The sequence below is a fragment of the Streptomyces sp. NPDC087263 genome (genome assembly GCF_044744645.1).
GTDB lineage: Bacteria > Actinomycetota > Actinomycetes > Streptomycetales > Streptomycetaceae > Streptomyces.
In genome coordinates, this window is record NZ_JBIUYT010000003.1 from 399502 (window position 1) to 419417 (window position 19916).

23 protein-coding genes are annotated in these 19916 nt (G+C 69.7%); 14 read left to right on the forward strand and 9 right to left on the reverse strand.

The genetic code is table 11. From position 1 onward, the window contains the following. The first annotated feature begins 65 nt into the window (after window positions 1-65). From ACIPC1_RS11100 to ACIPC1_RS11110, 3 genes are all read left to right on the forward strand, one after another. On the forward strand, window positions 66-1151 hold the full coding sequence (locus ACIPC1_RS11100; protein WP_402515540.1) for an S-(hydroxymethyl)mycothiol dehydrogenase: 1086 nt from the start codon (window positions 66-68) through the stop codon (window positions 1149-1151). Then, window positions 1151-1780: an MBL fold metallo-hydrolase gene (locus tag ACIPC1_RS11105; protein WP_384379318.1), complete on the forward strand. Its 630-nt coding sequence runs from the start codon at window positions 1151-1153 to the stop codon at window positions 1778-1780. Before ACIPC1_RS11100 ends, ACIPC1_RS11105 begins: the two co-directional genes overlap by 1 nt. A 109-nt stretch (window positions 1781-1889) precedes the next feature. After that, a complete protein-coding gene (locus tag ACIPC1_RS11110; protein ID WP_402515543.1) occupies window positions 1890-2816 on the forward strand; it encodes an SDR family oxidoreductase in 927 nt (308 codons plus the stop codon). Window positions 2817-2818: 2 nt separating this feature from the next. On the opposite strand, the gene ACIPC1_RS11115 is transcribed toward ACIPC1_RS11110, so the two are convergent. Beyond that, on the reverse strand, window positions 2819-3358 hold the full coding sequence (locus tag ACIPC1_RS11115; RefSeq protein ID WP_402515544.1) for a hypothetical protein: 540 nt from the start codon (window positions 3356-3358) through the stop codon (window positions 2819-2821). A gap of 30 nt (window positions 3359-3388) precedes the next feature. Between ACIPC1_RS11115 and ACIPC1_RS11120 the strand changes: the two genes are divergently transcribed. Then, entirely contained in the window at window positions 3389-3511 is a 123-nt protein-coding gene (locus tag ACIPC1_RS11120; RefSeq protein WP_402515547.1) for a hypothetical protein, read from the forward strand. Between the two features lie 105 nt (window positions 3512-3616). On the opposite strand, the gene ACIPC1_RS11125 is transcribed toward ACIPC1_RS11120, so the two are convergent. Beyond that, the gene (locus ACIPC1_RS11125; protein WP_402515549.1) at window positions 3617-5095 is read right to left on the reverse strand and encodes a pyridoxal phosphate-dependent decarboxylase family protein; all 1479 of its coding nucleotides are present in this window, start codon (window positions 5093-5095) and stop codon (window positions 3617-3619) included. A 231-nt stretch (window positions 5096-5326) separates the two neighbouring features. Between ACIPC1_RS11125 and ACIPC1_RS11130 the strand changes: the two genes are divergently transcribed. After that, a complete protein-coding gene (locus tag ACIPC1_RS11130; RefSeq protein ID WP_402515552.1) occupies window positions 5327-6022 on the forward strand; it encodes a L,D-transpeptidase family protein in 696 nt (231 codons plus the stop codon). A gap of 94 nt (window positions 6023-6116) precedes the next feature. On the opposite strand, the gene ACIPC1_RS11135 is transcribed toward ACIPC1_RS11130, so the two are convergent. Then, window positions 6117-7316 carry a Gfo/Idh/MocA family protein gene (locus ACIPC1_RS11135; protein WP_402515555.1) on the reverse strand — a complete coding sequence of 400 codons (1200 nt, stop codon included), beginning with the start codon at window positions 7314-7316 and terminating at the stop codon, window positions 6117-6119. 218 nt (window positions 7317-7534) lie between these two features. On the opposite strand from ACIPC1_RS11135, the gene ACIPC1_RS11140 reads away from it, so the two are divergent. Both ACIPC1_RS11140 and ACIPC1_RS11145 read left to right on the forward strand, forming a co-directional pair. Further along, window positions 7535-8695, forward strand: coding sequence for an ROK family protein (locus ACIPC1_RS11140; protein ID WP_402515556.1), 1161 nt, complete (start codon window positions 7535-7537; stop codon window positions 8693-8695). A 71-nt stretch (window positions 8696-8766) separates the two neighbouring features. Then, entirely contained in the window at window positions 8767-8955 is a 189-nt protein-coding gene (locus ACIPC1_RS11145; protein ID WP_402515557.1) for a hypothetical protein, read from the forward strand. Between the two features lie 129 nt (window positions 8956-9084). On the opposite strand, the gene ACIPC1_RS11150 is transcribed toward ACIPC1_RS11145, so the two are convergent. Both ACIPC1_RS11150 and ACIPC1_RS11155 read right to left on the reverse strand, forming a co-directional pair. Further along, window positions 9085-10464 (reverse strand): S1 family peptidase, encoded by a 1380-nt coding sequence (locus ACIPC1_RS11150; RefSeq protein WP_402515559.1) that lies wholly within the window; start codon window positions 10462-10464, stop codon window positions 9085-9087. A gap of 130 nt (window positions 10465-10594) precedes the next feature. Continuing rightward, a complete protein-coding gene (locus ACIPC1_RS11155) occupies window positions 10595-11941 on the reverse strand; it encodes an NAD(P)/FAD-dependent oxidoreductase (protein ID WP_402515561.1) in 1347 nt (448 codons plus the stop codon). 268 nt (window positions 11942-12209) lie between these two features. Between ACIPC1_RS11155 and ACIPC1_RS11160 the strand changes: the two genes are divergently transcribed. Both ACIPC1_RS11160 and ACIPC1_RS11165 read left to right on the forward strand, forming a co-directional pair. Then, window positions 12210-12848 (forward strand): HAD family acid phosphatase, encoded by a 639-nt coding sequence (locus ACIPC1_RS11160; RefSeq protein WP_402515563.1) that lies wholly within the window; start codon window positions 12210-12212, stop codon window positions 12846-12848. Window positions 12849-12904: 56 nt separating this feature from the next. Further along, window positions 12905-13291, forward strand: coding sequence for a PPOX class F420-dependent oxidoreductase (locus ACIPC1_RS11165; RefSeq protein WP_384379348.1), 387 nt, complete (start codon window positions 12905-12907; stop codon window positions 13289-13291). Between the two features lie 68 nt (window positions 13292-13359). Here the strand turns inward: ACIPC1_RS11165 and ACIPC1_RS11170 are convergent, their stop codons facing one another. Beyond that, a complete protein-coding gene (locus ACIPC1_RS11170) occupies window positions 13360-13746 on the reverse strand; it encodes a Zn-ribbon domain-containing OB-fold protein (RefSeq protein ID WP_402515564.1) in 387 nt (128 codons plus the stop codon). Window positions 13747-13859: 113 nt separating this feature from the next. Then, on the reverse strand, window positions 13860-14528 hold the full coding sequence (locus ACIPC1_RS11175) for a TetR family transcriptional regulator (RefSeq protein ID WP_402516280.1): 669 nt from the start codon (window positions 14526-14528) through the stop codon (window positions 13860-13862). A gap of 415 nt (window positions 14529-14943) precedes the next feature. Here ACIPC1_RS11175 and ACIPC1_RS11180 point away from each other — a divergent pair, with 415 nt between their 5' ends. After that, window positions 14944-15876, forward strand: coding sequence for an LAETG motif-containing sortase-dependent surface protein (locus tag ACIPC1_RS11180; RefSeq protein WP_402515565.1), 933 nt, complete (start codon window positions 14944-14946; stop codon window positions 15874-15876). Window positions 15877-16113: 237 nt separating this feature from the next. Then, on the forward strand, window positions 16114-16836 hold the full coding sequence (locus ACIPC1_RS11185) for a transporter substrate-binding domain-containing protein (protein WP_402515568.1): 723 nt from the start codon (window positions 16114-16116) through the stop codon (window positions 16834-16836). Here ACIPC1_RS11185 and ACIPC1_RS11190 read toward each other — a convergent pair. Together ACIPC1_RS11190 and ACIPC1_RS11195 are read right to left on the reverse strand one after the other, a co-directional pair. Continuing rightward, entirely contained in the window at window positions 16831-17208 is a 378-nt protein-coding gene (locus ACIPC1_RS11190) for a luciferase family protein (protein WP_402515569.1), read from the reverse strand. The genes ACIPC1_RS11185 and ACIPC1_RS11190 overlap by 6 nt on opposite strands. A gap of 146 nt (window positions 17209-17354) precedes the next feature. Continuing rightward, the gene (locus ACIPC1_RS11195; RefSeq protein ID WP_402515570.1) at window positions 17355-18035 is read right to left on the reverse strand and encodes a DUF6445 family protein; all 681 of its coding nucleotides are present in this window, start codon (window positions 18033-18035) and stop codon (window positions 17355-17357) included. Between the two features lie 192 nt (window positions 18036-18227). Between ACIPC1_RS11195 and rpmF the strand changes: the two genes are divergently transcribed. The 3 genes from rpmF (at window position 18228) to ACIPC1_RS11210 (ending at window position 19886) form a co-directional block, all read left to right on the forward strand. Next, window positions 18228-18398, forward strand: coding sequence for a 50S ribosomal protein L32 (rpmF, locus tag ACIPC1_RS11200; RefSeq protein WP_365443787.1), 171 nt, complete (start codon window positions 18228-18230; stop codon window positions 18396-18398). 1 nt (window position 18399) lies between these two features. Next, entirely contained in the window at window positions 18400-19362 is a 963-nt protein-coding gene (locus tag ACIPC1_RS11205; protein WP_402515572.1) for an ATP-binding protein, read from the forward strand. 131 nt (window positions 19363-19493) lie between these two features. Continuing rightward, complete coding sequence (locus tag ACIPC1_RS11210) at window positions 19494-19886, forward strand: SCO5389 family protein (protein WP_384379371.1); 393 nt, start codon at window positions 19494-19496, stop codon at window positions 19884-19886. Window positions 19887-19916 lie beyond the last annotated feature (30 nt).

A 19916-nucleotide genomic window follows, 5' to 3' on the forward strand; every position in this document is an offset into this window, starting at 1 on the left:
CCTGATCGCCGGTCGGATCGGACGCGGGCTCCGAGGCTACGTCGACCTACGGAAGGCTGATCAACATGGCGCAGGAAGTACGGGGCGTGATCGCACCGGGCAAGAACGAGCCGGTGCGTGTCGAGACCATCGTCGTGCCGGATCCGGGGCCGGGAGAAGCCGTCGTTCAGATCCAGGCCTGCGGGGTCTGTCACACCGACCTGCACTACAAACAGGGCGGCATCAGCGACGACTTCCCGTTCCTGCTCGGCCACGAGGCGTCGGGCGTGGTCGAGTCGGTCGGCGAGGGCGTCACGGACGTCGCGCCCGGTGACTTCGTCATCCTCAACTGGCGTGCGGTGTGCGGGAATTGCCGGGCCTGTCTGCGTGGGAGGCCCTGGTACTGCTTCAACACGCACAATGCGAAGCAGAAGATGACACTCACCGACGGCACCGAGCTGTCACCGGCCCTGGGCATCGGCGCCTTCGCCGAGAAGACCCTGGTCGCCGCCGGACAGTGCACCAAGGTCGACCCGGCCGTGTCACCGGCAGTGGCCGGACTCCTCGGCTGCGGCGTCATGGCGGGCATCGGCGCCGCGATCAACACCGGGAACGTCGGCCGGGGCGACTCCGTCGCCGTCATCGGCTGCGGAGGGGTCGGCAACGCGGCGATCGCCGGGGCCCAGCTTGCCGGTGCGGCGAAGATCATCGCGGTCGACATCGACGACCGGAAGCTGGCGACCGCGTCGAAGCTGGGCGCCACGCACACCGTCAACTCCGCGCAGAGCGACCCGGTCGAGGCGATCCGCGAGCTCACCGGCGGTTTCGGCGCCGACGTCGTCATCGAGGCGGTGGGCCGCCCGGAGACGTACAAGCAGGCGTTCTACGGCCGTGACCTCGCGGGCACGGTCGTGCTCGTCGGCGTACCGACGCCGGAGATGAAGCTGGAACTGCCGCTGCTCGACGTCTTCGGGCGCGGCGGAGCCCTCAAGTCGTCCTGGTACGGCGACTGTCTGCCCTCCCGCGACTTCCCGTTGCTGATCGACCTGCATCTGCAAGGGCGGCTGGACCTGGGCGCCTTCGTGACCGAGACGATCGCCCTGGACGCGGTGGAGCCCGCCTTCGAGCGGATGCACCACGGCGACGTGCTGCGTTCGGTGGTGGTGCTGTGATGACCACGCGTATCGAACACCTCGTCACCTCCGGCACGTTCTCGCTCGACGGCGGCACCTGGGACGTCGACAACAACGTGTGGATCGTCGGGAACGACCACGAGGCGATCGTCATCGACGCCGCCCACGACGCCGACGCCATCGCCGAGGCGGTGGGCGACCGGCGCCTGCTGGCCATCGTGTGCACCCACGCCCACAACGATCACATCGACGCCGCTCCCGCCCTCGCCGAGCGCACCGGCGCCACGATCTGGCTCCACCCCGACGACCTGCCGCTGTGGAAGCAGACCCACCCCGACCGCCTCCCCGACGCCTGGCTCCAGGACGGCCAGGTGATCGAGGCGGCCGGCGCCGACCTGACCGTGCTGCACACCCCGGGACACGCCCCCGGCGCGGTCTGCCTGTACGACCCGGGCCTGGGCACCGTCTTCACCGGCGACACGCTCTTCCAGGGCGGCCCGGGAGCCACCGGCCGCTCGTACTCCCACTTCCCGACGATCGTCGACTCGATCCGCGACCGGCTGCTCACGCTTCCGGCCGACACGACTGTTCGTACGGGACACGGCGACTCCACGACCATCGGCGCCGAGGCCCCCCACCTGGAGGAGTGGATCGCGCGCGGTCACTGACCTCGACGCGCCGGAGAAAGACGACAGGAGATGTCCGGCTTCCGCGGGACCCTCGTAGGGACGCATGCGTGAAGGCATCGCGTGAGCGCTACGAGCACGGAGGTCGGACATGTCGGGGCCGCTGCAGAACACGCTGGAAGGCAAGGTCGCCCTCGTCGCCGGGGCGACGCGGGGCGCGGGACGCGGGATCGCCGTGGAGCTCGGCGCGGCCGGCGCCACCGTCTACGTGACCGGTCGCAGCACGCGCGGGGAGCGCTCGGAGTACGACCGCCCCGAGACCATCGAGGACACGGCGGAGCTGGTCACGGCGGCGGGAGGCCGCGGCATCGCGGTACCCACCGACCATCTGGTCCCCTCCGAGGTCGAGGCCCTGGTCGCCCGCATCGCGGACGAGCAGGGCCGCCTCGATGTCCTCGTCAATGACATCTGGGGCGGCGAGACACTTTTCGAGTGGGAGTCGACGGTCTGGGAACACGACCTCGACAAGGGCCTCAGGCTGTTGCGCCTCGCCGTCGAGACGCACGCGATCACCAGCCACCACGCGCTTCCCCTGCTGCTCCGCACCCCCGGCGGACTGGTCGTCGAGATGACCGACGGCACCGCCGAGTACAACCGGAACACCTACCGGGTCTCCTTCTTCTACGACCTCGCCAAGTCGTCCGTCCTGCGTATGGCGTTCGCGCTGGGCCACGAGCTGGGCCCGCGGGGAGCCACCGCCGTCGCGCTCACTCCCGGCTGGCTCCGCTCGGAGATGATGCTCGAGAACTTCGGCGTGACCGAGGAGAACTGGCGCGACGCCCTGAAGCGCGTCCCGCACTTCGGCATCTCCGAGACACCCTCCTACGTCGGCCGTGCCGTCGCCGCGCTGGCCGCCGACCCTGACGTCGCCCGCTGGAACGGCGACTCGCTCTCCAGCGGACAGCTCGCTCAGGTGTACGACTTCACCGACCGTGACGGCAGCCGCCCGGACGCCTGGCGCTACATGGTCGAGGTCCAGGACGTGGGCAAGGCGGCGGACGCGACGGGCTACCGCTGAGGTCACCCGCGTCCAGGGGGCGGCGGGATCTCCCAGTGCGCCGAGTGGCCGGGCGGGAGCGCCAGATCCCTGCGGACCGCCGCGTAGTACTCCTCACGCCCGGCGCGCTGGCGGTCCAGCAGGATCTGCCATGCCCCCGGATCGTGGACGCGCTCGCTGAGGAACCGTTCCATGTCGATGACGGAGAGGACCCAGACCCGCGCCTTGTCCACCACCTCCTGCGTGCCCAGCAGCAGCAGTGTCTCGCCTGCCGGGTCCCGGCCGACGGTGGCCTCGGCCAGCAGGGGAGCGGCGTCCTCGGGGGACAAGGGGTGCGGGTGAGGGTCGTTCCCGAGGTGGGAGGCGATGCGGTACGTCAGGGTGACGGCCTTCTTGAGGGACGTCGCGTAGTCCGAATACACCGCGAGCCGCCGTTCCTCCCAGCGAGCCGCCCGTTCGCGACGGAACCGGACCTGTTCGCCCCGCATGACGGCCAGATACGAGCCGAGAGCACCGACGACCACGCCGATCAGCGCCGGGAGTTGTTGTATGAACGCGGACATGAGCGCACGGTATCTGTCGCCCTGATGATCATGGCAACGCCGTCCGTCCCAACGGACGCTGACCTGGCCCAGGCGGAGAAGACGGCGGCGGCGATCCGGGAGCAGGGCGCGCGGGCCGAGGCGTTCCTGGGCGGCGTGGGGGAGCGGACGTAGGCCGAGGCGGCCGTCGCGTACGCCGTGGACACCTTCTGTGCGTGGACGGGGTCTGTCGGCGGTCAACACCGGTTTCCGCCAGGCGTTTCGGCAGCGGGGCGACGCTCAGGACCGTCCGACACCGCTGTGGCGCTTCAGGGCGTCGAACACCCGGCTCGTATCGGCCTCGGACGTACGCCAGTTGCTGAACGCCGCCCGCAGTGCGTGAGACCCGCCGTAGAACGTCGGCGTGACGACGGCTTCGCCCGAGGCGGCGATCGTCCGGGCGAACTCATGCACCCGCTCCTTGCCCGCGCCCGCGCCCGCGCCCGCGCCCGCGCCCGCGCCCGCGCCCGCGCCCGCGCCCGCGCCCGCGCCCGCGCCCGCGCCCGAATCCTCGGCGAGGGTGAAGCACACGACGTTGAGCCGGACCGGCGCGAGGAGTCTCAACCGCGGTTCCTGCTCGATGCGTTCGCCCAGGTGCCGGGCGAGTGCGACGTTCCGCTCGACGATCTCGCGATGCCCCTCACGGCCGTACGCCGTAAGCGCGAACCACGACGGCAGGGCGCGCAGCCGACGGGAGTTCTCCGGTGTGAGGTGGAGGAAGTCGGGGTCGCCGGTGGGCAGGCCGAGGTAGGGCGAGGCGTTGTGGAAGACCCGCACCTGGAGGTCCCGTCGGCGGGTGAACTGGACGGCCGCGTCGTAGGGGACATTGAGCCACTTGTGCAGGTCGACACAGACGGAGTCGGCCGCGTCGAGGCCTTCGACGAGATGGGCGTACGAGGGTGAGAGCGCGGCGAAGCCGCCGAACGCGGCGTCGACGTGCAGCCAGAAGTCGTACCGCTCCTTGAGCGCGGCGATGGCCCGCAGATCGTCGAAGTCGACGGTGTTCACGGTCCCGGCGTTCGCCACGACGATCGCCGGACGTCCGCCGAGCGCGTCGAGGGCGGCGGCGAGCTGCTCCACGTCGATCGCCTCGCGGTTCCCGGACAGCACGGGAACCGAGCGCAGCCGGTCCCGCCCGATACCGAGCACGGACAGCGCCTTGGTGATGCTGGAGTGAGGAGTGCCGGACAGCACGTCGATCGGACCGAGCGCACCGACGCCCTCCCGCGACACGGACACCCCCTGGCGCTCGCCGAGCCACTCCCGCGCGATGGCCAGGCCGACCGTGCTGGAGACGGTCGCCCCGGTCACGAAGGCCCCGCTGTGCTCCTCGCCCAGCCCGAACAGCTCGCGCAGCCAGCCCAGCGTCTCCCGCTCCAGCGCACTCGCGGACGAGTCGCCGCCCCCGGACGCGTTCTGGTCGTACGCGCTGGTCAGCCAGTCTCCGGTGAGCGCGGCCGGTGTCGCGCCGCCCGTGACGAAGCCGAGATAGCGCGGGCCGGCGGAGCCGGAGAAACCCGGGGCCCAGCGCTCGGCGAAGCGGGCCAGCGCGCCTTCGGCACCGGTCCCCACGGTCGGAAGAGGCTCGCGGTCGGGCGCCTTGCCGAGGTGTGCCACCGGACGGTCGGCCAGCCCGCTCACCTCCCTCGCGGCGAAGTCACGGGCGGACTGGAGGAGCTCGGGGAGCCGGTCGAGGTCGTCGGCGAGTGTGCGATTCATGGCGGCAGGGTAGGCGGACGGCACGCGAGAGTCCCGGTCCAATTGAGGGAAACTGGTCCGTGCCCGGCACGGCTCACGCGGGCGGTGGATCTGCTCGGGGGCTGCTCGGCGCCGGGCAATGTCACCGTTTCGTCGCAGCCTGACCAGCCGCTACAACGCACACCCCCCGACGCGGGTCTAGCAGTCGGACATCGCGAAAGATGCGAAGAGAACGCAAGGGAAAGGTCCGTCATGGGGGACATACGCAGACGCGGAGCCATCGCGCTCGGCATCACCGGACTGGTCGCGCCGCTGACACTCGTGCTGGGCGCGGCGCCCGCGCAGGCCGCGAGCTGTACGACAAGCGTCGGCCCGTACCAGAAGCAGGTGGAGAAGTTCCTCGGCCGCCCGGTCGACGGACGGCAGTCCACCGCCGACTGCAAGGCGATCCAGGCCTTCCAGAACAAGCACGGCATCACCCCGAACATCGGGTACGCGGGATCCGTCACCTGGGGCGTGATGGACCTGATGAACAAGCAGAAGGCCGTCGGCGACAAGCCCAACAAGGACGGCAAGTGCCCGGTCAACAAGGGCCGCATCGCCTGCGTCAACCTCACGCTCCAGCTCAGCTGGATCCAGGACGGCGACAAGCTCGTCTACGGGCCGGTCCCCGTCCGCACGGGCCGCAACAACTACGAGACCCGCACCGGGCTGAAGAAGATCTACTGGCGGGACATCGACCACGTCTCGAACATCTACGACGTGCCCATGCCCTACAGCCAGTTCTTCGACGGCGGCCAGGCCTTCCACTCGGTCGGCCTGAGCATGTGGAACCCGCCCGGCTCGCACGGCTGCGTCAACATGACGACGACCACCGCCAAGAAGTACTGGTCGCTGCTGAAGAACGGCGACGACGTCTACGTGTACGGCCGCAAGCCGGGCACCTGACGGCACCCGGCCCGACACGGGCCGAAGGTCACACCGGTCGAAGGTCATCCCGGCCCGAGACCGGCACGAAACCCGGCCCGAGACCGGCCGGAGCTCACGCCGGGGCGTCCCCGAAGTCCGGGATGTCCAGCCTGATCCCACCCTGCCGCGCGGACTCGTGCGCGACGATGCCCGGCAGGGTGTAGCGGGCGGCCACCCACGCGTTCACCGACGGCAGGGTCCGGGTGTTCACCGCGGTCACGAAGTCGTCCGCCAGGAAGTGGTGGCTGCCCTCGTGTCCGTTGTGGAGGTGGTCGAACTCCCGGGGCAGCCGTGTCCGGTCGTGCACCGGCGCCGACCCGGAGGTGAAGGCGGCCCGCAGCGCGGGTGCGATGTGCTGGAGCGAGGGATCATCGGGCGCCAACGTCGCCTTGGGCTCCAGGAGTTCGCTGATGTCCCGCACGCCCTTCTTGTCCTGCCACAGGGCCACCGTCGCGAGCTGCTCCATGCTCGCGTCCGTGCCGAAGAACCGGAAACGCGACTCCCTGATGTGCGAGGGATAGCCAACCCGCCGGAACTCGTTCGTGCGGAACGCGCCGCCGCCCGAGACCTCGAACAGGGCGGTCGCGTTGGAGAAGTCGTTCCCGAACTGGCTGATCTCCTCGTCGAACACACCGTCGCCGCGTTGGTCGCGCACCCCGATCGCGGACACGCTCACCGCGTGCGTCTGCCAGGCCCCGAGCACCCCGCCCACCGAGTGCGTCGGGTACAGGAGCGGGGGATAGCTGGCGGTCGCCTTCCAGTTCTCGCCGCCGCTGTACTGGTACGCCTCGTAGAACCCGAGGTCCATGTCGTGGACGTAGTCGCCCTCGGCGTAGAAGATCCGGCCGAAGGCGCCGTCGGCGATCTGGTTGCGGGCGTGCACCGTCGCCGGGTTGTACTGGCTGGTCTCGCCCATCATGTACGTCAGTCCGGTCGCCCGCACCGCGTCGATGATCGCCGCGATCTCGTCCTTGGTGATCGCCATGGGCACCGCCGAGTACACGTGCTTCCCGGCGTTCAGCCCCTGGAGCACCAGCGGCCCGTGGGTCCAGCGCTGGGTGAAGATCGCGACGGCGTCCACCGCCTTCGACTCCAGCATCGCCTCGTACGAGGGGAAGGTGCCCGACAGCCGTTCGGTGGCGGCGAGTTGCTCCGCCCGCTCGGGCAGGAGATCGGTCACGTACACATCGGCCACGCCCGGATGGGCGAGGAACAGCTTGGCGAACTGGCCCGAGAACTGCCCGGCTCCGACAATGCCGAGAGAGAACGTCATGCGGGTGACACCCTTCGCTGTGGTCGCCTGCTTGCGTGGGGGGCCGGGGCCGGCCCGCCGAGTAGGCAGGCCGCGACTCACCCCGGCTACTTACTTTCGACTCGGAAGAATCCTGGCGTCAAGAGTCGCGCAGATGTCTTTGCCCGACCTCGACGGGCGGCCTATGGTGACCTCGTTACTTCCAAGGCGAAAGAAAAACTTTGGGGAGTCGGACGTCAATGACCACACCTGTCGGCGGTTGGCCGCCGCTGAGTCCGGGTGAACGGGCGGTGGCGATCGAGGTACTCGTCCACGGTCCCCTGTCCCGCAGTGAGATCGCGCGCCGGCTGCACCTCTCGGCGGGCAGCCTCACCCGGCTGACCAAACCGCTGATCGAGTCAGGTCTGCTGATCGAGTCGGCAGAGGACTCCGTACCCCCCGAAGTGCGGCAGGGCCGTCCGTCCCAACCTCTGGCCGTCGTCGCCGAGTCCCGCTACTTCGCCGGATTCAAAATCACCGGGGACATGGTCTACGGCGTCGTCACCACCCTCAGGAGCGACATCGTCGCCAGGCAGGACCGTCCACTCACCACGCATGAACCGGGTCAGGTCGCCGACCTGCTGCGGGAGATGACGCAGGAGTTCGCCCGCGCCTTCCCTCGCCTCGCCGGAATCGGCATCGGCGTGGGCGGCCGTGCGGAGAAGCGCGCCGTCGTCGCCGAGTCGGCCTTCCTCGGCTGGAACGACGTGCCGCTGGCCCAACTCGTCGAGGAGCGAACGGGCTTGCCAGTCGTCGTCGAGAACGACGTGGCTGCCCTGATCGAGGCGGAGACCTGGTTCGGCGCCGGGCGCGGCCTCGACCGCTTCGTCGTCCTCACCATCGGCGCCGGGATCGGCTACGGCCTTGTCCTCGGCGGCAGGCGGGTCGCCTCCGCCGAGGACGGCAGGGGCATGGGCCGCCACTGGCCGGTGAACCCCCAGGGCCCGCTCACCCCCGACGGCGACCGGGGCAGCGCCGTCTCGCTGCTCACCATTCCCAGCATCCGCTACCAACTCCGCGCCGCCACCGGCCGAGACATGAGCTACGAGGAGATCCTCGCCGGCGCCGCAGCCGGTGACCCCATGGCGTCCCGGGTCGTCGACGAGGCGGCCCGCGCCCTGGGGACCCTGATCGCGCAGATCGCCAACTTCGCGATGCCGCAGAAGATCCTCCTCGCCGGGGAGGGCGTCGGACTCGTCGCCGTGGCGGGGTCACTGGTCGAGGAGACCGTCCTCGCCGGCCGCCATCCGCAGGCCGATCCGGTCCGCCTGGAGACGAAGGTGTCCGACTTCCACGACTGGGCGCGTGGAGCCGCGGTACTGGCGATCCAGGTGCTGGTCCTGGGGTCGGCGGAGGCGTGAGTGATGAGCTTCACGGTCCGGAATGTCGCTCGACGTACCTTTACTCACATCGCCTTCACGGCAAGGTCCGTATGCTTCACAACATGTCCACCACTCCTGAACCCGCCATCGAGCGGTCCGCCACCGAGGTCAATGAGGAGATCCGAGCCCTCTGGTTCCGTACCGGGGGGACGCTGAGCATGGCCGAGCGGCGGGAGTACCAGCGGCTCGTCCTGGAGTGGTCGGAAGCCGCCCCACACTCACCCACCCGGGCCGCGTGACGAGCCGGGCATCAGCCCCCGCACCCGCTGTCCTGTGTGAGCCGGGCAGCCCCCGCATCCGCCGTCCTGTGTGAGTCGGGCATCAGCCCCCGCACGGCGAACCACCCGCCGTCCCATGTGAGCCGGGTCTCACCCCCAACTCTGTGAGTACTGTCGCCGATAGCGACTGCGGTCCTGCTCCGTGCGGATGTAGCGGGTCGCCACCAGCGCGACGATACTTCCCGCGATGACCAGGAGCCCCGGGCCTATGTTCCTGGGATCCGTGAGGCGTGTGATGAGTGTCTCGGCGGCAGCCGCGCCGACCGACTCGACGGAACCCGGCGCGGCGGAGCCCGGCGCGGCAGCGGCGCCCTGTGGGGCCGCTGCGGACGGCGGGGTGGACGCCTGACCCGTGGGACTGCCGGAGGCCCCCGACTGGCCCGTCAGTGTCACACCGAGTTCCGTCAGCGCCGCGGTGACCGGCTGGAAGAACGTCGTACCGCCCGCGGTGCAGTCACCGTTGCCGCCCGAGGTCACGCCGAGCGCGATGCCCTCGGAGAACAACGGGCCGCCGCTGTCGCCCGGTTCGGCGCACACGGTGGTCTCGATGAGCCCCGAGACGGTGCCCTCCGGGTAGTTCACCGTCGCGTTCAACGCCGTGACCTGACCATCGCGCAGTCCGCTGGTGCTGCCGCTGCGGAAGACCCGCTGGCCGACGGTCGGATCGGCGACGCCCGTGATCCGTACGCCCTTTCCGCCGCCGATGGCCACGATGTTGTCCCCTTGCGGGGCCTGCCCGTTGGCGTACTGAACGAGTGAGTAGTCGTCGCCGGGAAAGGACGCGGTGATCGTCTGGCCGACCTGCTGTGTGCCCTGGTTGTCGGCGAACCACAGGGACCCGGCCGGCCCGCAGTGCCCGGCCGTGAGGATGAAGTCGCCCTGTGCGTTGGTCACGTTGAAGCCCGCCGAACAGCGGCCGCCGGTCGACAGAAGGGGATCGGCGCCGTTCAGCCGTGTGGTGAACGTGCCCTCGATCCGCTCCATGCGCACGGAGTCACCGATGTCCCCGGCCAGTGCCGTCATACTCGACCAGTCGGCGGCGGAGACCGTGCTGTCGGCCCGCACCACCACCTCGTTGTTCGCGTAATCGACGGCCCAGGCGGTTCCCGCCACCCGGGGCGCCGAACTCAGGGTCTGCGTCGCGGACTTGAGGGCCTGCATGCTGTGGTCCACGACCTTGGGGCGGGCGCCCGCCTTCTTCACCTCGGCCGCCGCGCCCGTGTCGGTCACCGCGACGACCGGCTGCCCGTCGGAAGCGATCCAACTCCCCGCCGTACGGGAAGCGCCCAGGGTGGAGACCAGCTCGGCCCCCCTGTCCGCGGCGGCCTGCGCCGAACTCTCCGTGGCACGCGACGTGTCGGACGGTTCGCTCGCCATCGCACGCGTCACCATCAGGCCCCCGAAGAGCAGTCCTCCGACGGCCGCGATCCGCGCCCCCCGTTGGACGATCCGTCGTCGTGCGTGCCTCATCCATGGGCTCCCGAAGCCGAACACCGCCGGCGTTCACCGCCGCCGGGGGCTCCGGTCGAGAGCCCTCCCTTCATACGTGCGTCCACGTCCGGGCGTTCACGGGTTCACCACGACCGTCAGGAACCGTGTGTCAGGCCCGAGTTCGGGCGGCCACCTCTTCCGGAGTCAGATACACATCGGTGTGCTCGAAGTCCCGCAGCGTTCCCTTGCGGTCCGCGAGGAAGCCGGTGCGGACGAAGTCGTCGCCCGCGACGGCGTTGAGGAGCCAGTTGGCGCCGGTACGGAAGCGGGCCGCGCCGGTGCGCAGCGCGTACAGGTGGTAGCCGCGGGCCACGACCTGAGCGGGCACACCCTTGAGGCCGACACCGAGCGGCTTGGACACCGCGTCGTGACCGCCGAGGTCGACGACGAGACCGAGGTCCTTGTGCTTGTACGGTGTGGCGGGCAGCCCGCTGAGCAGCGCCTTGAGGATCTTCGCCGCGTGCCGGCCCTGGCGGGCCGCGTGCTGGGCGGTCGGTACGCAGTAGGAGCCGTCGCCCTTGGCCAGGTCGGGCACGGCGGCCGCGTCCCCCAGTGCGAACACCCCGTCCAGGCCGGGCACCCGGAAGTCGGCCTCGGTGACGATCCGCCCGCGTACGGTCTCGGCGCCCAGCGAGTCGACGAGAGGGCTCGCCGCGACACCGGCCGTCCACACCAGCGTCCGCGAGGGCAGCACCCGTCCGTCGGTGAGGGTGATCTTGTCCTCGGTGACCGAGGCGACGGAGGTCTCCAGGGAGATGTGCACCCCACGCCGGCTGAGCAGGCGCAGCGCGCTCGCGCCCAGCTTGTCGCCGAGCTCCGGCAGCAGCTTGGGCGCGACATCGATCAGGTGCCACTTGATCAGGGCGGGGTCCAGACGCGGGTGGTACCGCTTGGCCGCCGCGCTGGTGAGCCGCTGCAGACAGGCGGCCGTCTCCGTGCCCGCGTAGCCGCCGCCGACCACCACGAACTGCAGTCGCGCCGCCCGCTCGTCCTCGTCCGGTGTGGCGGCCGCCAGGTCCAGCTGGGCGATCACGTGGTCGCGCAGATACACGGCCTGGGCCAGCGTCTTCATCCCGCGCGCCTCGTCGAGGAGGCCGGGGATGTCGAAGGTGCGGGTCACGCTGCCCGGCGTGAGCACCAGGTAGTCGTACGGCAGGTCGACGAGTTCGCCGGTGATCTTGTGGACGACGCACACCTTGGCCGCCGGGTCGATGCCGACCACTCCGCCCGGCACCAGTTCGGTGCGGCGCAGGATCCGGCGCAGCGAGGGTGCCACCGACTGCGGCGTGACGACACCGGCGGCGACGTGCGGCAGTAGTGGCAGGTAGAGCTGGTAGTCGTTCGGGCTGATCAGGGTGATCCGGGCGTCGCCGGGGGCGAGAGCACGCTCCAGCCCTCGCGCGGCCTCGACTCCGGCGAATCCGGCGCCGACGATCACTATGTTCGGTGCGTCCATCCGAGCGGCCTCTCTCCTTGTTCCGACACCGCGGCCCGCCGACCGCGAGCCCAGGCTCACACGGGACGCGCGCGCGTGCCACCCCACAACGGAGTGTGGAGATCGCGGCCGAGGGGCCCTTGCCGGGCGGTTGGGAGATTTTCTACCGAAGAGTAATTTCAAACTTGCCCCGCCGTACACAATGAGGCGTGATCATGTCAGGAGCGGCGACGGGGAAAGCTCGCTCGCCGCTTCTGCATGAGAACTTCTACGTGAAAAGGGGACAGGCATGACAGGACGCGTTGTGGGGCGCCGGATCGGCGCGGTGTCGGTGGTCGTGGCACTGGGGATCGGAGGGACGGTCACCGCCGCGGGGACCGCCGCCGCGGTACCCGCCCAGACGCTGGTGAGCGTGACGGCGGCGCAGGCCGACGTCGACTACGCCACCTGGCAGCAGGACGTCCAGGCCGTCATCGACCAGGCCACGCCCTATGTCGAGCAGCGCACCGCGCACGCCGACGGGAAGAAGCTCGCCCTCGTCTTCGACATCGACAACACCACGCTGGAGACGGACTTTCATCCCTGGTACGAGCTGCCCACCCCGGCGGTCCAGGCCTCGCTGGAACTCGCCGAGTACGCGAAGTCGCGCGGAGCCTCCATCTTCTTCATCAGCGCCCGCCCGGGCATCATCTACAGCCTGACGAAGTCGAACCTGACGTCCGTGGCCTACCCGGTCGACGGCCTTTACGTCCGCGACCTGCCCGACCTGTTCGCCGAGGTCAGCGCGTACAAGACCGGCAAGCGCGCGGAGATCGAGTCCCTGGGCTACACGATCATCGCCAACGTCGGCAACAACGACACGGACCTCGTCGGCGGTCACGCCGAGCGCACCTTCAAGCTGCCCGATTACGACGGCCAGTTGTCCTGAGGCCGGCTGCTTGCCCAACCGGGCTGTTTCCGGGTCCCGCTGCTTAGACTTCCGTCATGGACGAGGCCTCGCTGGACACGCTCGGTTCGGGCAAGTACGTGCTCATCACCAGTTACCGCAAGAACGGCACGGGAGTGGCGACGCCGGTGTGGGTGGTGCGGGACGGCCGGACGCTCGGCGTCTGGACACCCGCGGACAGCTGGAAGGTGAAGCGGATCCGTAACCGGGCCGACATCCTGGTGGGCCCCTGCGACGTGCGCGGCAGGCCGACCGGTGACCAGGTCCCGGCGACGGCCGAGATCCTCGACACGGCCGAAACCGCCCACTACCGCCGGCTGCTCACCCGCAAGTACGGCATCCTCGGCCGCATCACCCTCCTGGGCAGTCGGTTGCGGCGCGGCGAGAGCGGGACGGTCGGGATCCGCATCACCCCGGCCACCTGACCCACGCACGAGGACCCGGCGTACCCGGGTTCCGGGAGCGCCGGGGTCGGCAGACGGCCCGCCCGTCGTCAACTCCAGCCGCGATAGGGACCGTCGACGATCTGGAACACCGGCTGTCGGCGTATCGCGTCCTGGGCGGTGGCGAGTTGGACGCGGTCTCCCCTGTGAACGGTGGCGGGTGGGCCCATCACCCTGCCCTGGACGGTGAATCCCTCCGCCAGCTCGATGAGGGAGACGTTGCGCGCCGCCGGGGTGTTGCGGTGGACCACGTTGGAGTGGCGCACGACGCCCGTCCCCGTACTCGCCTCCGATCGCAGGTCACTGCCCGCGCAGACCGGGCACAGGAGCCGTTGGTACATCGCGGTGCCGCACCAGTGGCAGCGCTGGAAGAGGAGCGCGTGCTGGGCCGGGTTCCCTTGCGGCGGCGCGTCGACGCCCGCGGCGATGAGGTACACGATGTCGTCTCCCTGCGCTCGGCCGAAACCTGAGGTGCTCGGGTCCGCCCCGGCACGAGCCACAGAATATGACACTGAGTGCCGCCCGTAAAGACACTCGGTACCCTCGTGGGTCAGTTCTGCCCGAGCGTGGACTCGATCTCCTGGACGACGCGCCACATCGGCGCCCCCCGCCGGGAGATGACGACCACCACGTCCTCCTGCTCCTCGGTGGCCACGTCGTCCGCCGGGCCGCCGAAGGTGGCGCGTACGTATCCGAGCGCGTGATCCACCCCCGAGCTCGCGTCACCCCGGCCGTCCGCACGCAGCCAGGAGCGCAGGGCGTTGTTGTGCGCGGCGGCCACGGCGGCGGCTGCGACGTCGGCGCGCAGAGCGCCGTCCCGCCGGTCGGCGAAGCGCCGGTGGAGATACTCGGCCATGGCCCGTTCATAGCGCCAGACGACCGACAGCTCGTACGCGCGCAGGCCGGGGACCTTCTTGGTGAGGCGGTAGCGCTGAACGGAGAACGTCGGATTCTCCGCGTACATGCGCAGCACGAGCCGAACGGCGTCACACACCCGCTGCACCGGGTCGTCCTCGTCGGTCCCGGCGCTCAGGAAGGCCGTCATGTCCGCCAGGCAGCGCTCGTGGTCGGGAAAGACCACGTCCTCCTTGGAGGGGAAATAGCGGAAGAACGACCGTCGGCCGACTCCGGCGAGCGCCACGATGTCATCCACCGTGGTCTGCTCGTAGCCGCGCTCAAGGAAGAGCTGGAACGCCGCCGCGACCAGGGCGTCCCGCATGGGCGGCTTCGCGGTCGTCGACTCTGCGGCTTCTGGAGGCAGGGGTCCGTCGTTCATGAACGGGAAAGTAGCATCGAAGCGGCGAGATAGCACTCAGTGCGCTGCGACAGGGAACTCAGTACCTTGGGCGCACGCGACGCTCTCTCCTTGCGGTCCTGACGCTCCCCGGTCCGTTCGCCGATCTTCCGGACGTCAGAATTCCTCATGTGCCCAGAATGTGACGACCCGTGAAGTCCTCGTACGTTCAGCGAGGTTGACAGCCTCCATGCGCTGATCGACTATGTGGTTGACCTGTGGCCCATGTGACCAGTGCGCCCAGTGTTTCTTCGACCACTCACCCCCGGTGCGGCCCCAGGCTGCTTCGCGCTGCCGTGTTGCTGTCGACCGGGTCCTGCAACATCAAGATGGGATCTGCATGTCCATAGCGAGACGTGTCACCCTCCGCTGCCTGCTGGGGACGGGCGCGGTGGCGCTCGCCCTCTTGGCGTCGACGACCGGCGCCTGGGCCACCGGCACCCCCGGTGGCGACGGCTGGGACAAGACCGGCAGCGACTACAAGCCCGGCAAGGGTGCGGGTACGAAGACCGAGACCGACCGTTGCCAGTTCTCCCTGGACGGGACGAACTTCTACGACTCGGTCCGTGTCGACGACCAGACCCTCAAGCCCACCGACGACGGCAAGGTCCACATCAAGGTCCGTACCGCCGGTGACGCCGCCACCTGCACCGCCTCGCTCGCCTCGTACCGCGCCCACGGCTCCACCTTCAACACTTCCGGCGAACAGGTCTTCCACGACTTCGACACGGTCACGGTGAAGCCGGGCGGCACGGACTCCCTCGACATCTCGGTGCCCGACGTCGGCTGCTTCGCGCAGGTCGACCTCTACCGTGGCGCCGTCAAGTTCGACGGCCGTTTCGACGCGAACGACGGCTTCGAGCACGGTGACCTGCCCAAGGGTCCGGACCGCGCGGTCATCAAGGACAAGCTGATCGCGGCGTGGAACGGCGGCACGAAGGACTGCACGGCGCAGCCGCCGAGCACCCCGCAGACGCCGCCGGCCTCGACGCCCCCGGCTTCGACACCTGCCGCCGCCTCGCCGCCGGCCTCGACGCCGACCGAGCCGACACCCGCCGAGTCGACCACTTCGGCGACCCCGTCGGAGTCCGAGTCGACGACGCCTGCCGCTCCGTCACCCAACGGTGGCGGGACCACCGCGCCCGGCGACCTCGCGGAGACCGGCGGCGGCAACACCCTGCCGATCGCCGCCGGCGCCGCGGCCCTCCTCGCGGCCGGTGCCGCGATCACCGTCGTCACCCGCCGCCGACGCGCCACGGGCACCCGCGCCTGACGTACGGCGTCCCCCGGGCCCGACGGCTCCGAAAGGCCTTGGCACTCATGCTGTACGTGAGTGCCAAGGCCTTTCGCGTGTTCTGTACATGAGTGCCGTGGCCGTTCGTGTGCTCAGGCCTCCTCGGCCGTCGACCGAGCGGGGATCCCCGGACGTTGGACCACTCGTCGCCGAGCGTCCCGACCTCGCCGGGCGGGCCCGCGACGGTGGCCGGGAAGCGTGTCCTAAACTCCGCTCATGACGATCCCGATCGCCGCCCTCGCCCAGGACCTGGCTCCCCAGCGCGTGCTGCGGGCGTCGATCAACCTGGGCAATCCGGTCCTCGCCCAGGGCACCCCGACCGCGCCGACCGGCGTGAGCGTCGACATCGCGCGTGAGGTCGGTGCCCGGCTTGACCTGCCGGTGGAGCTCGTCTGCTTCGACGCGGCCCGCAAGTCGTTCGACGCGCTGCGGACGGGCCGGGCCGATCTGTGCTTCCTGGCCATCGAACCCGTACGGGAGGCCGAGGTCGCCTTCACCGCTCCGTACGTCGTGATCGACGGCGTGTACGCCGTGCCCCGGCACTCCAGCCTCACCACGGTCGCCGACGTCGACCGCGCGGGCGTACGCATCGGTGTGCAGCGCGGGTCCGCCTACGACCTCTACCTCTCCCGCACGCTTGAGCACGCGAGCGTGGTGCGCGGTGAGGACGGTATCGACGCCTTCCGCGCCCAGGGCATCGAGGTCGCCGCCGGGGTTCGTCAGCCGTTGACCGAGTACGTCGCGGCGCATCCCGAACTCCGGCTGATCGAGGGCCGGTTCATGCAGATCCGGCAGGCGGTGGGCACGACACCGACCCGACGGCCCGAGACCGTCCAGTTCCTGCGCGATCTCGTCGAGGAGCTGAAGGCCGACGGATTCATCGCCGACGCGCTGCGCCGCGCGCACCAGTCGGACGCTCTGCTCGCGCCGCCCCTATAGAGGCAGCGCCATGCCGCGGTGCTCGGTGCACGCCGGCGACGGCGCTTCACCCCGAGCCGGCCACGACTGGTGGGCGTACAGAGCGAAGCTCACCAGGGTCAGAAGGAGATCGATGTCCGAGTCGACTTCCAGACGTATCGTCACCCAGCGTGAACCGGGCACCATATGGACCGCGGGCACGTCCTTCAGGTAGCCCTCGAAACGGAGGATGGCCCGGGAGGTGAGATGCAGGTCGACGTCCTGTTCCGAATGGAAGTGGACGATCTCGGCCTGTTCCGAGCGCAGCGCCCGTCCTGTGCCGCAGCTCGGCAGGGCCGCGGCCAGGTCCGGCCAATTCGCCAGTCGCGTCATGGCGCGCAGGGCCAACGTCATGACTACATCATGACCCCCTCACCGGTTGGCCACCAGGATGTCGGACACCCGTAACTGGTACATACCGCCCGAACATCCGGAACTCGTCGCGAAATTGGGGCGAGTCGAATCCTCGGAGCGCTATGTGCCGCAGTGGCGTGGCATGTTCATGCCATCCAGAAGAAGACCGCCGTCATTCTCTTGTCCTCGATGGTGGAGCCGCAGTAGCCGCTGGCGCTGTGGATCAGGTTGGCGTTGTAGGCGAGCAGCCGGTTGTACCGGTGGGGTACGCGGATGTCCTCGACGAAGGAGTCCGGCGGGACGAAACGTGTACCCAGCGCGTCGATCAGGTTGTTGTGCGGCGCGGCCACCATGTTGCCGCCCAGCCTTCCGCCGGGCAGGCTCTGCCGGTAGAAGCTGGTGCCGCAGTCCTTGGGGACGGCAGGGTTGAGATAGAGCACCGCGGCATAGCGGCACAGCGAGCGGGAATCGGTGTGCGGGCGCGAATCCCCCTCGCCCTGGCCCACCACCTGGATGCAGTTGTGGTTGAGGGTGCCCCCGGAGGGTGTGCTCTGAAGCCAGAGTTCACGCGCCCCGGTGGCCTTCTTCACCAGTCGTTCCACACGCGACAGTTCGGCCGGTTCGAGCCCGGGCATCGTGCGAAGGCCGGGCCAGCTCTCCGAGGTGTACGGATGGCCCTTGACCCAGTCGTCCTTGGCGAGGCATCGGGCTCGGACGGCATCCGCGTCGGGCAGTACGTCGTCGAACACCCAGTAGTCCCGGTCGCGGGTGGGTTTCCGGTAGGGAAGGACCGGGAGAGTTGGCGTTCTCTGAGGTTGTGGGGGCATGCGGGAGACCATATAGACGGGAACGTCAGTGATCTCCTGCGATTTGGTCAACCTTCCGTCAACTCGGTCCGCCCGCGAAGGAGTCGGGGAGGGGTTGTCTCGCAGTGCCATGTCCTGCGGCGTCGGCTTGGTAATGGGATCCATGTTCATATAGCGTGAGCTTCGCCAGCCCACCCCTCACAGGAGACCGATATGGCCGTTCCCAAGCGGAAGATGTCCCGCAGCAACACCCGCCACCGCCGCGCGCAGTGGAAGGCCGCCCCGGTGCAGCTCGTCCCTGTCACCGTCGACGGTTCCTCGTACCTCGTACCGCAACGGCTTGCCAAGGCGTACGAGCGCGGGCTGCTGCGCCCGGAGGGCTGACGTGCGCGCTGCCTTCGTCGGGAAGGGCGGCAGCGGCAAGACCACGCTGTCGGCCCTCTTCGCCCGTCACCTCGCGCACTCCGGAGCGCCCCTGCTCGCCATCGACGGCGACATCAACCAGCACCTGGCCCAGGCCCTGGGCCTCGGCGACGACCGATCTTTCACCGCGCCGCCCCTCAGCGCACGGCTGGGCGAGATCAAGGACTTCCTGCGCGGCGGCAACCCGCGCATCACCTCACGCGAGGCCATGATCAAGACCACCCCACCGGGCCGTGGATCGCGCCTGCTGAGGCTCCTCGGCGACGACGCCGTGCACTCCCACCATGTCCAGGACGTGGAGGGCGTGCCCTTGATGGTCACGGGTGAGTTCGACGAGAGCGATCTCGGCGTGGCCTGCTACCACTCCAAGCTCGCAGCGGTGGAGCTGTACCTCAACCATCTGGTCGACGGACCCGGTGAGTACGTCGTCGTCGACATGACCGCGGGCGCGGACGCCTTCGCCTCCGGCCTCTTCACCCGGTTCGACATGACCTTCCTGGTCGCCGAGCCCACCCGCAAGGGCATCTCGGTGTACCGCCAATACCGCGACCACGCCGAGGAGTTCGGGATCCCGGTGGCGGTGATCGGCAACAAGGTCACCGGCGAGGACGACGTACTGTTCCTCAAGGAGCACGTCGGCGACGACCTCCTGACGTACTTTCAGCACTCCTCCTGGGTGCGATCCCGTGAACAGGGCCGCCCGCAGGGCGATGTGGAGCCGCACAACCTCCACGCCCTGAGCCAGTTGCGGACCGCACTGGACGCCCGGACCAAGGACTGGTCGGCCTTCCAGGAGCACGCCGTCGCCTTCCACCTCCGCAACGCCGCGGCCTGGGCCGACCGGGCCACCGGCAGCGACCTCTCCGCACAGATCGACCCGGGCTTCCGGCACGGCCCGACGGCCCTGGCGTCGAACCCCGCCTGAACGGGGCGAAGAAGCGCCACCACAGGCCATGCGGCGCGGCGGCACACGGCCCACGAAACCGCCGTACAACGCCCGCCGACGCACCATCACCGCACACCACCCGAACCAGCCGACGACAGGATTGCCTCTTCATGTCACTCGACGTCTCCCCGAAGCTGCTCGCCGAAGCCGAACGCGGTCAGGTCCGCGAAGGGGACTTCGTGGAAACCGTCCGTACGTCACTGCCGTACGCCTACGACCTCATCGCCGGCCTCGTCGGCGAACTGCGGGACGGGGCGCGGGAGTTCGCCGACAACCACACACCGCCGCCCTCGGAGAGGGAACGCGGGCAGCTGCTGCGGGCGCTGGCCAGTGACGCGATCCGCTCCAGCCTGGAGAGGCACTTCGGCGTCACCCTGGCCTTCATGAACTGCCACCGTGTCGCCGTCTTCCGCCCCGAGGCACAGGGCGGCGAGACCCACACCCGGTTCACCTCGCTGCGCTCGCAGATCCTCAACCAGTCACCGGAGTTCCGCGACTGCTGAGTCGGCAGGTGCGGGTGGTGGCCGCTCGGC

Bases quoted from the DNA above. Each gene is read 5' to 3' on its own strand.
- ACIPC1_RS11100 (WP_402515540.1), top strand. From the start codon at position 66: ATGGCGCAGGAAGTACGGGGCGTGATCGCACCGGGCAAGAACGAGCCG.
- ACIPC1_RS11105 (WP_384379318.1), top strand. From the start codon at position 1,151: ATGACCACGCGTATCGAACACCTCGTCACCTCCGGCACGTTCTCGCTC.
- ACIPC1_RS11110 (WP_402515543.1), top strand. From the start codon at position 1,890: ATGTCGGGGCCGCTGCAGAACACGCTGGAAGGCAAGGTCGCCCTCGTC.
- ACIPC1_RS11115 (WP_402515544.1), bottom strand. From the start codon at position 3,358: ATGTCCGCGTTCATACAACAACTCCCGGCGCTGATCGGCGTGGTCGTC.
- ACIPC1_RS11120 (WP_402515547.1), top strand. From the start codon at position 3,389: ATGGCAACGCCGTCCGTCCCAACGGACGCTGACCTGGCCCAGGCGGAG.
- ACIPC1_RS11125 (WP_402515549.1), bottom strand. From the start codon at position 5,095: ATGAATCGCACACTCGCCGACGACCTCGACCGGCTCCCCGAGCTCCTC.
- ACIPC1_RS11130 (WP_402515552.1), top strand. From the start codon at position 5,327: ATGGGGGACATACGCAGACGCGGAGCCATCGCGCTCGGCATCACCGGA.
- ACIPC1_RS11135 (WP_402515555.1), bottom strand. From the start codon at position 7,316: ATGACGTTCTCTCTCGGCATTGTCGGAGCCGGGCAGTTCTCGGGCCAG.
- ACIPC1_RS11140 (WP_402515556.1), top strand. From the start codon at position 7,535: ATGACCACACCTGTCGGCGGTTGGCCGCCGCTGAGTCCGGGTGAACGG.
- ACIPC1_RS11145 (WP_402515557.1), top strand. From the start codon at position 8,767: ATGCTTCACAACATGTCCACCACTCCTGAACCCGCCATCGAGCGGTCC.
- ACIPC1_RS11150 (WP_402515559.1), bottom strand. From the start codon at position 10,464: ATGAGGCACGCACGACGACGGATCGTCCAACGGGGGGCGCGGATCGCG.
- ACIPC1_RS11155 (WP_402515561.1), bottom strand. From the start codon at position 11,941: ATGGACGCACCGAACATAGTGATCGTCGGCGCCGGATTCGCCGGAGTC.
- ACIPC1_RS11160 (WP_402515563.1), top strand. From the start codon at position 12,210: ATGACAGGACGCGTTGTGGGGCGCCGGATCGGCGCGGTGTCGGTGGTC.
- ACIPC1_RS11165 (WP_384379348.1), top strand. From the start codon at position 12,905: ATGGACGAGGCCTCGCTGGACACGCTCGGTTCGGGCAAGTACGTGCTC.
- ACIPC1_RS11175 (WP_402516280.1), bottom strand. From the start codon at position 14,528: ATGCGGGACGCCCTGGTCGCGGCGGCGTTCCAGCTCTTCCTTGAGCGC.
- ACIPC1_RS11180 (WP_402515565.1), top strand. From the start codon at position 14,944: ATGTCCATAGCGAGACGTGTCACCCTCCGCTGCCTGCTGGGGACGGGC.
- ACIPC1_RS11185 (WP_402515568.1), top strand. From the start codon at position 16,114: ATGACGATCCCGATCGCCGCCCTCGCCCAGGACCTGGCTCCCCAGCGC.
- ACIPC1_RS11190 (WP_402515569.1), bottom strand. From the start codon at position 17,208: ATGACGTTGGCCCTGCGCGCCATGACGCGACTGGCGAATTGGCCGGAC.
- ACIPC1_RS11195 (WP_402515570.1), bottom strand. From the start codon at position 18,035: ATGCCCCCACAACCTCAGAGAACGCCAACTCTCCCGGTCCTTCCCTAC.
- rpmF (WP_365443787.1), top strand. From the start codon at position 18,228: ATGGCCGTTCCCAAGCGGAAGATGTCCCGCAGCAACACCCGCCACCGC.
- ACIPC1_RS11210 (WP_384379371.1), top strand. From the start codon at position 19,494: ATGTCACTCGACGTCTCCCCGAAGCTGCTCGCCGAAGCCGAACGCGGT.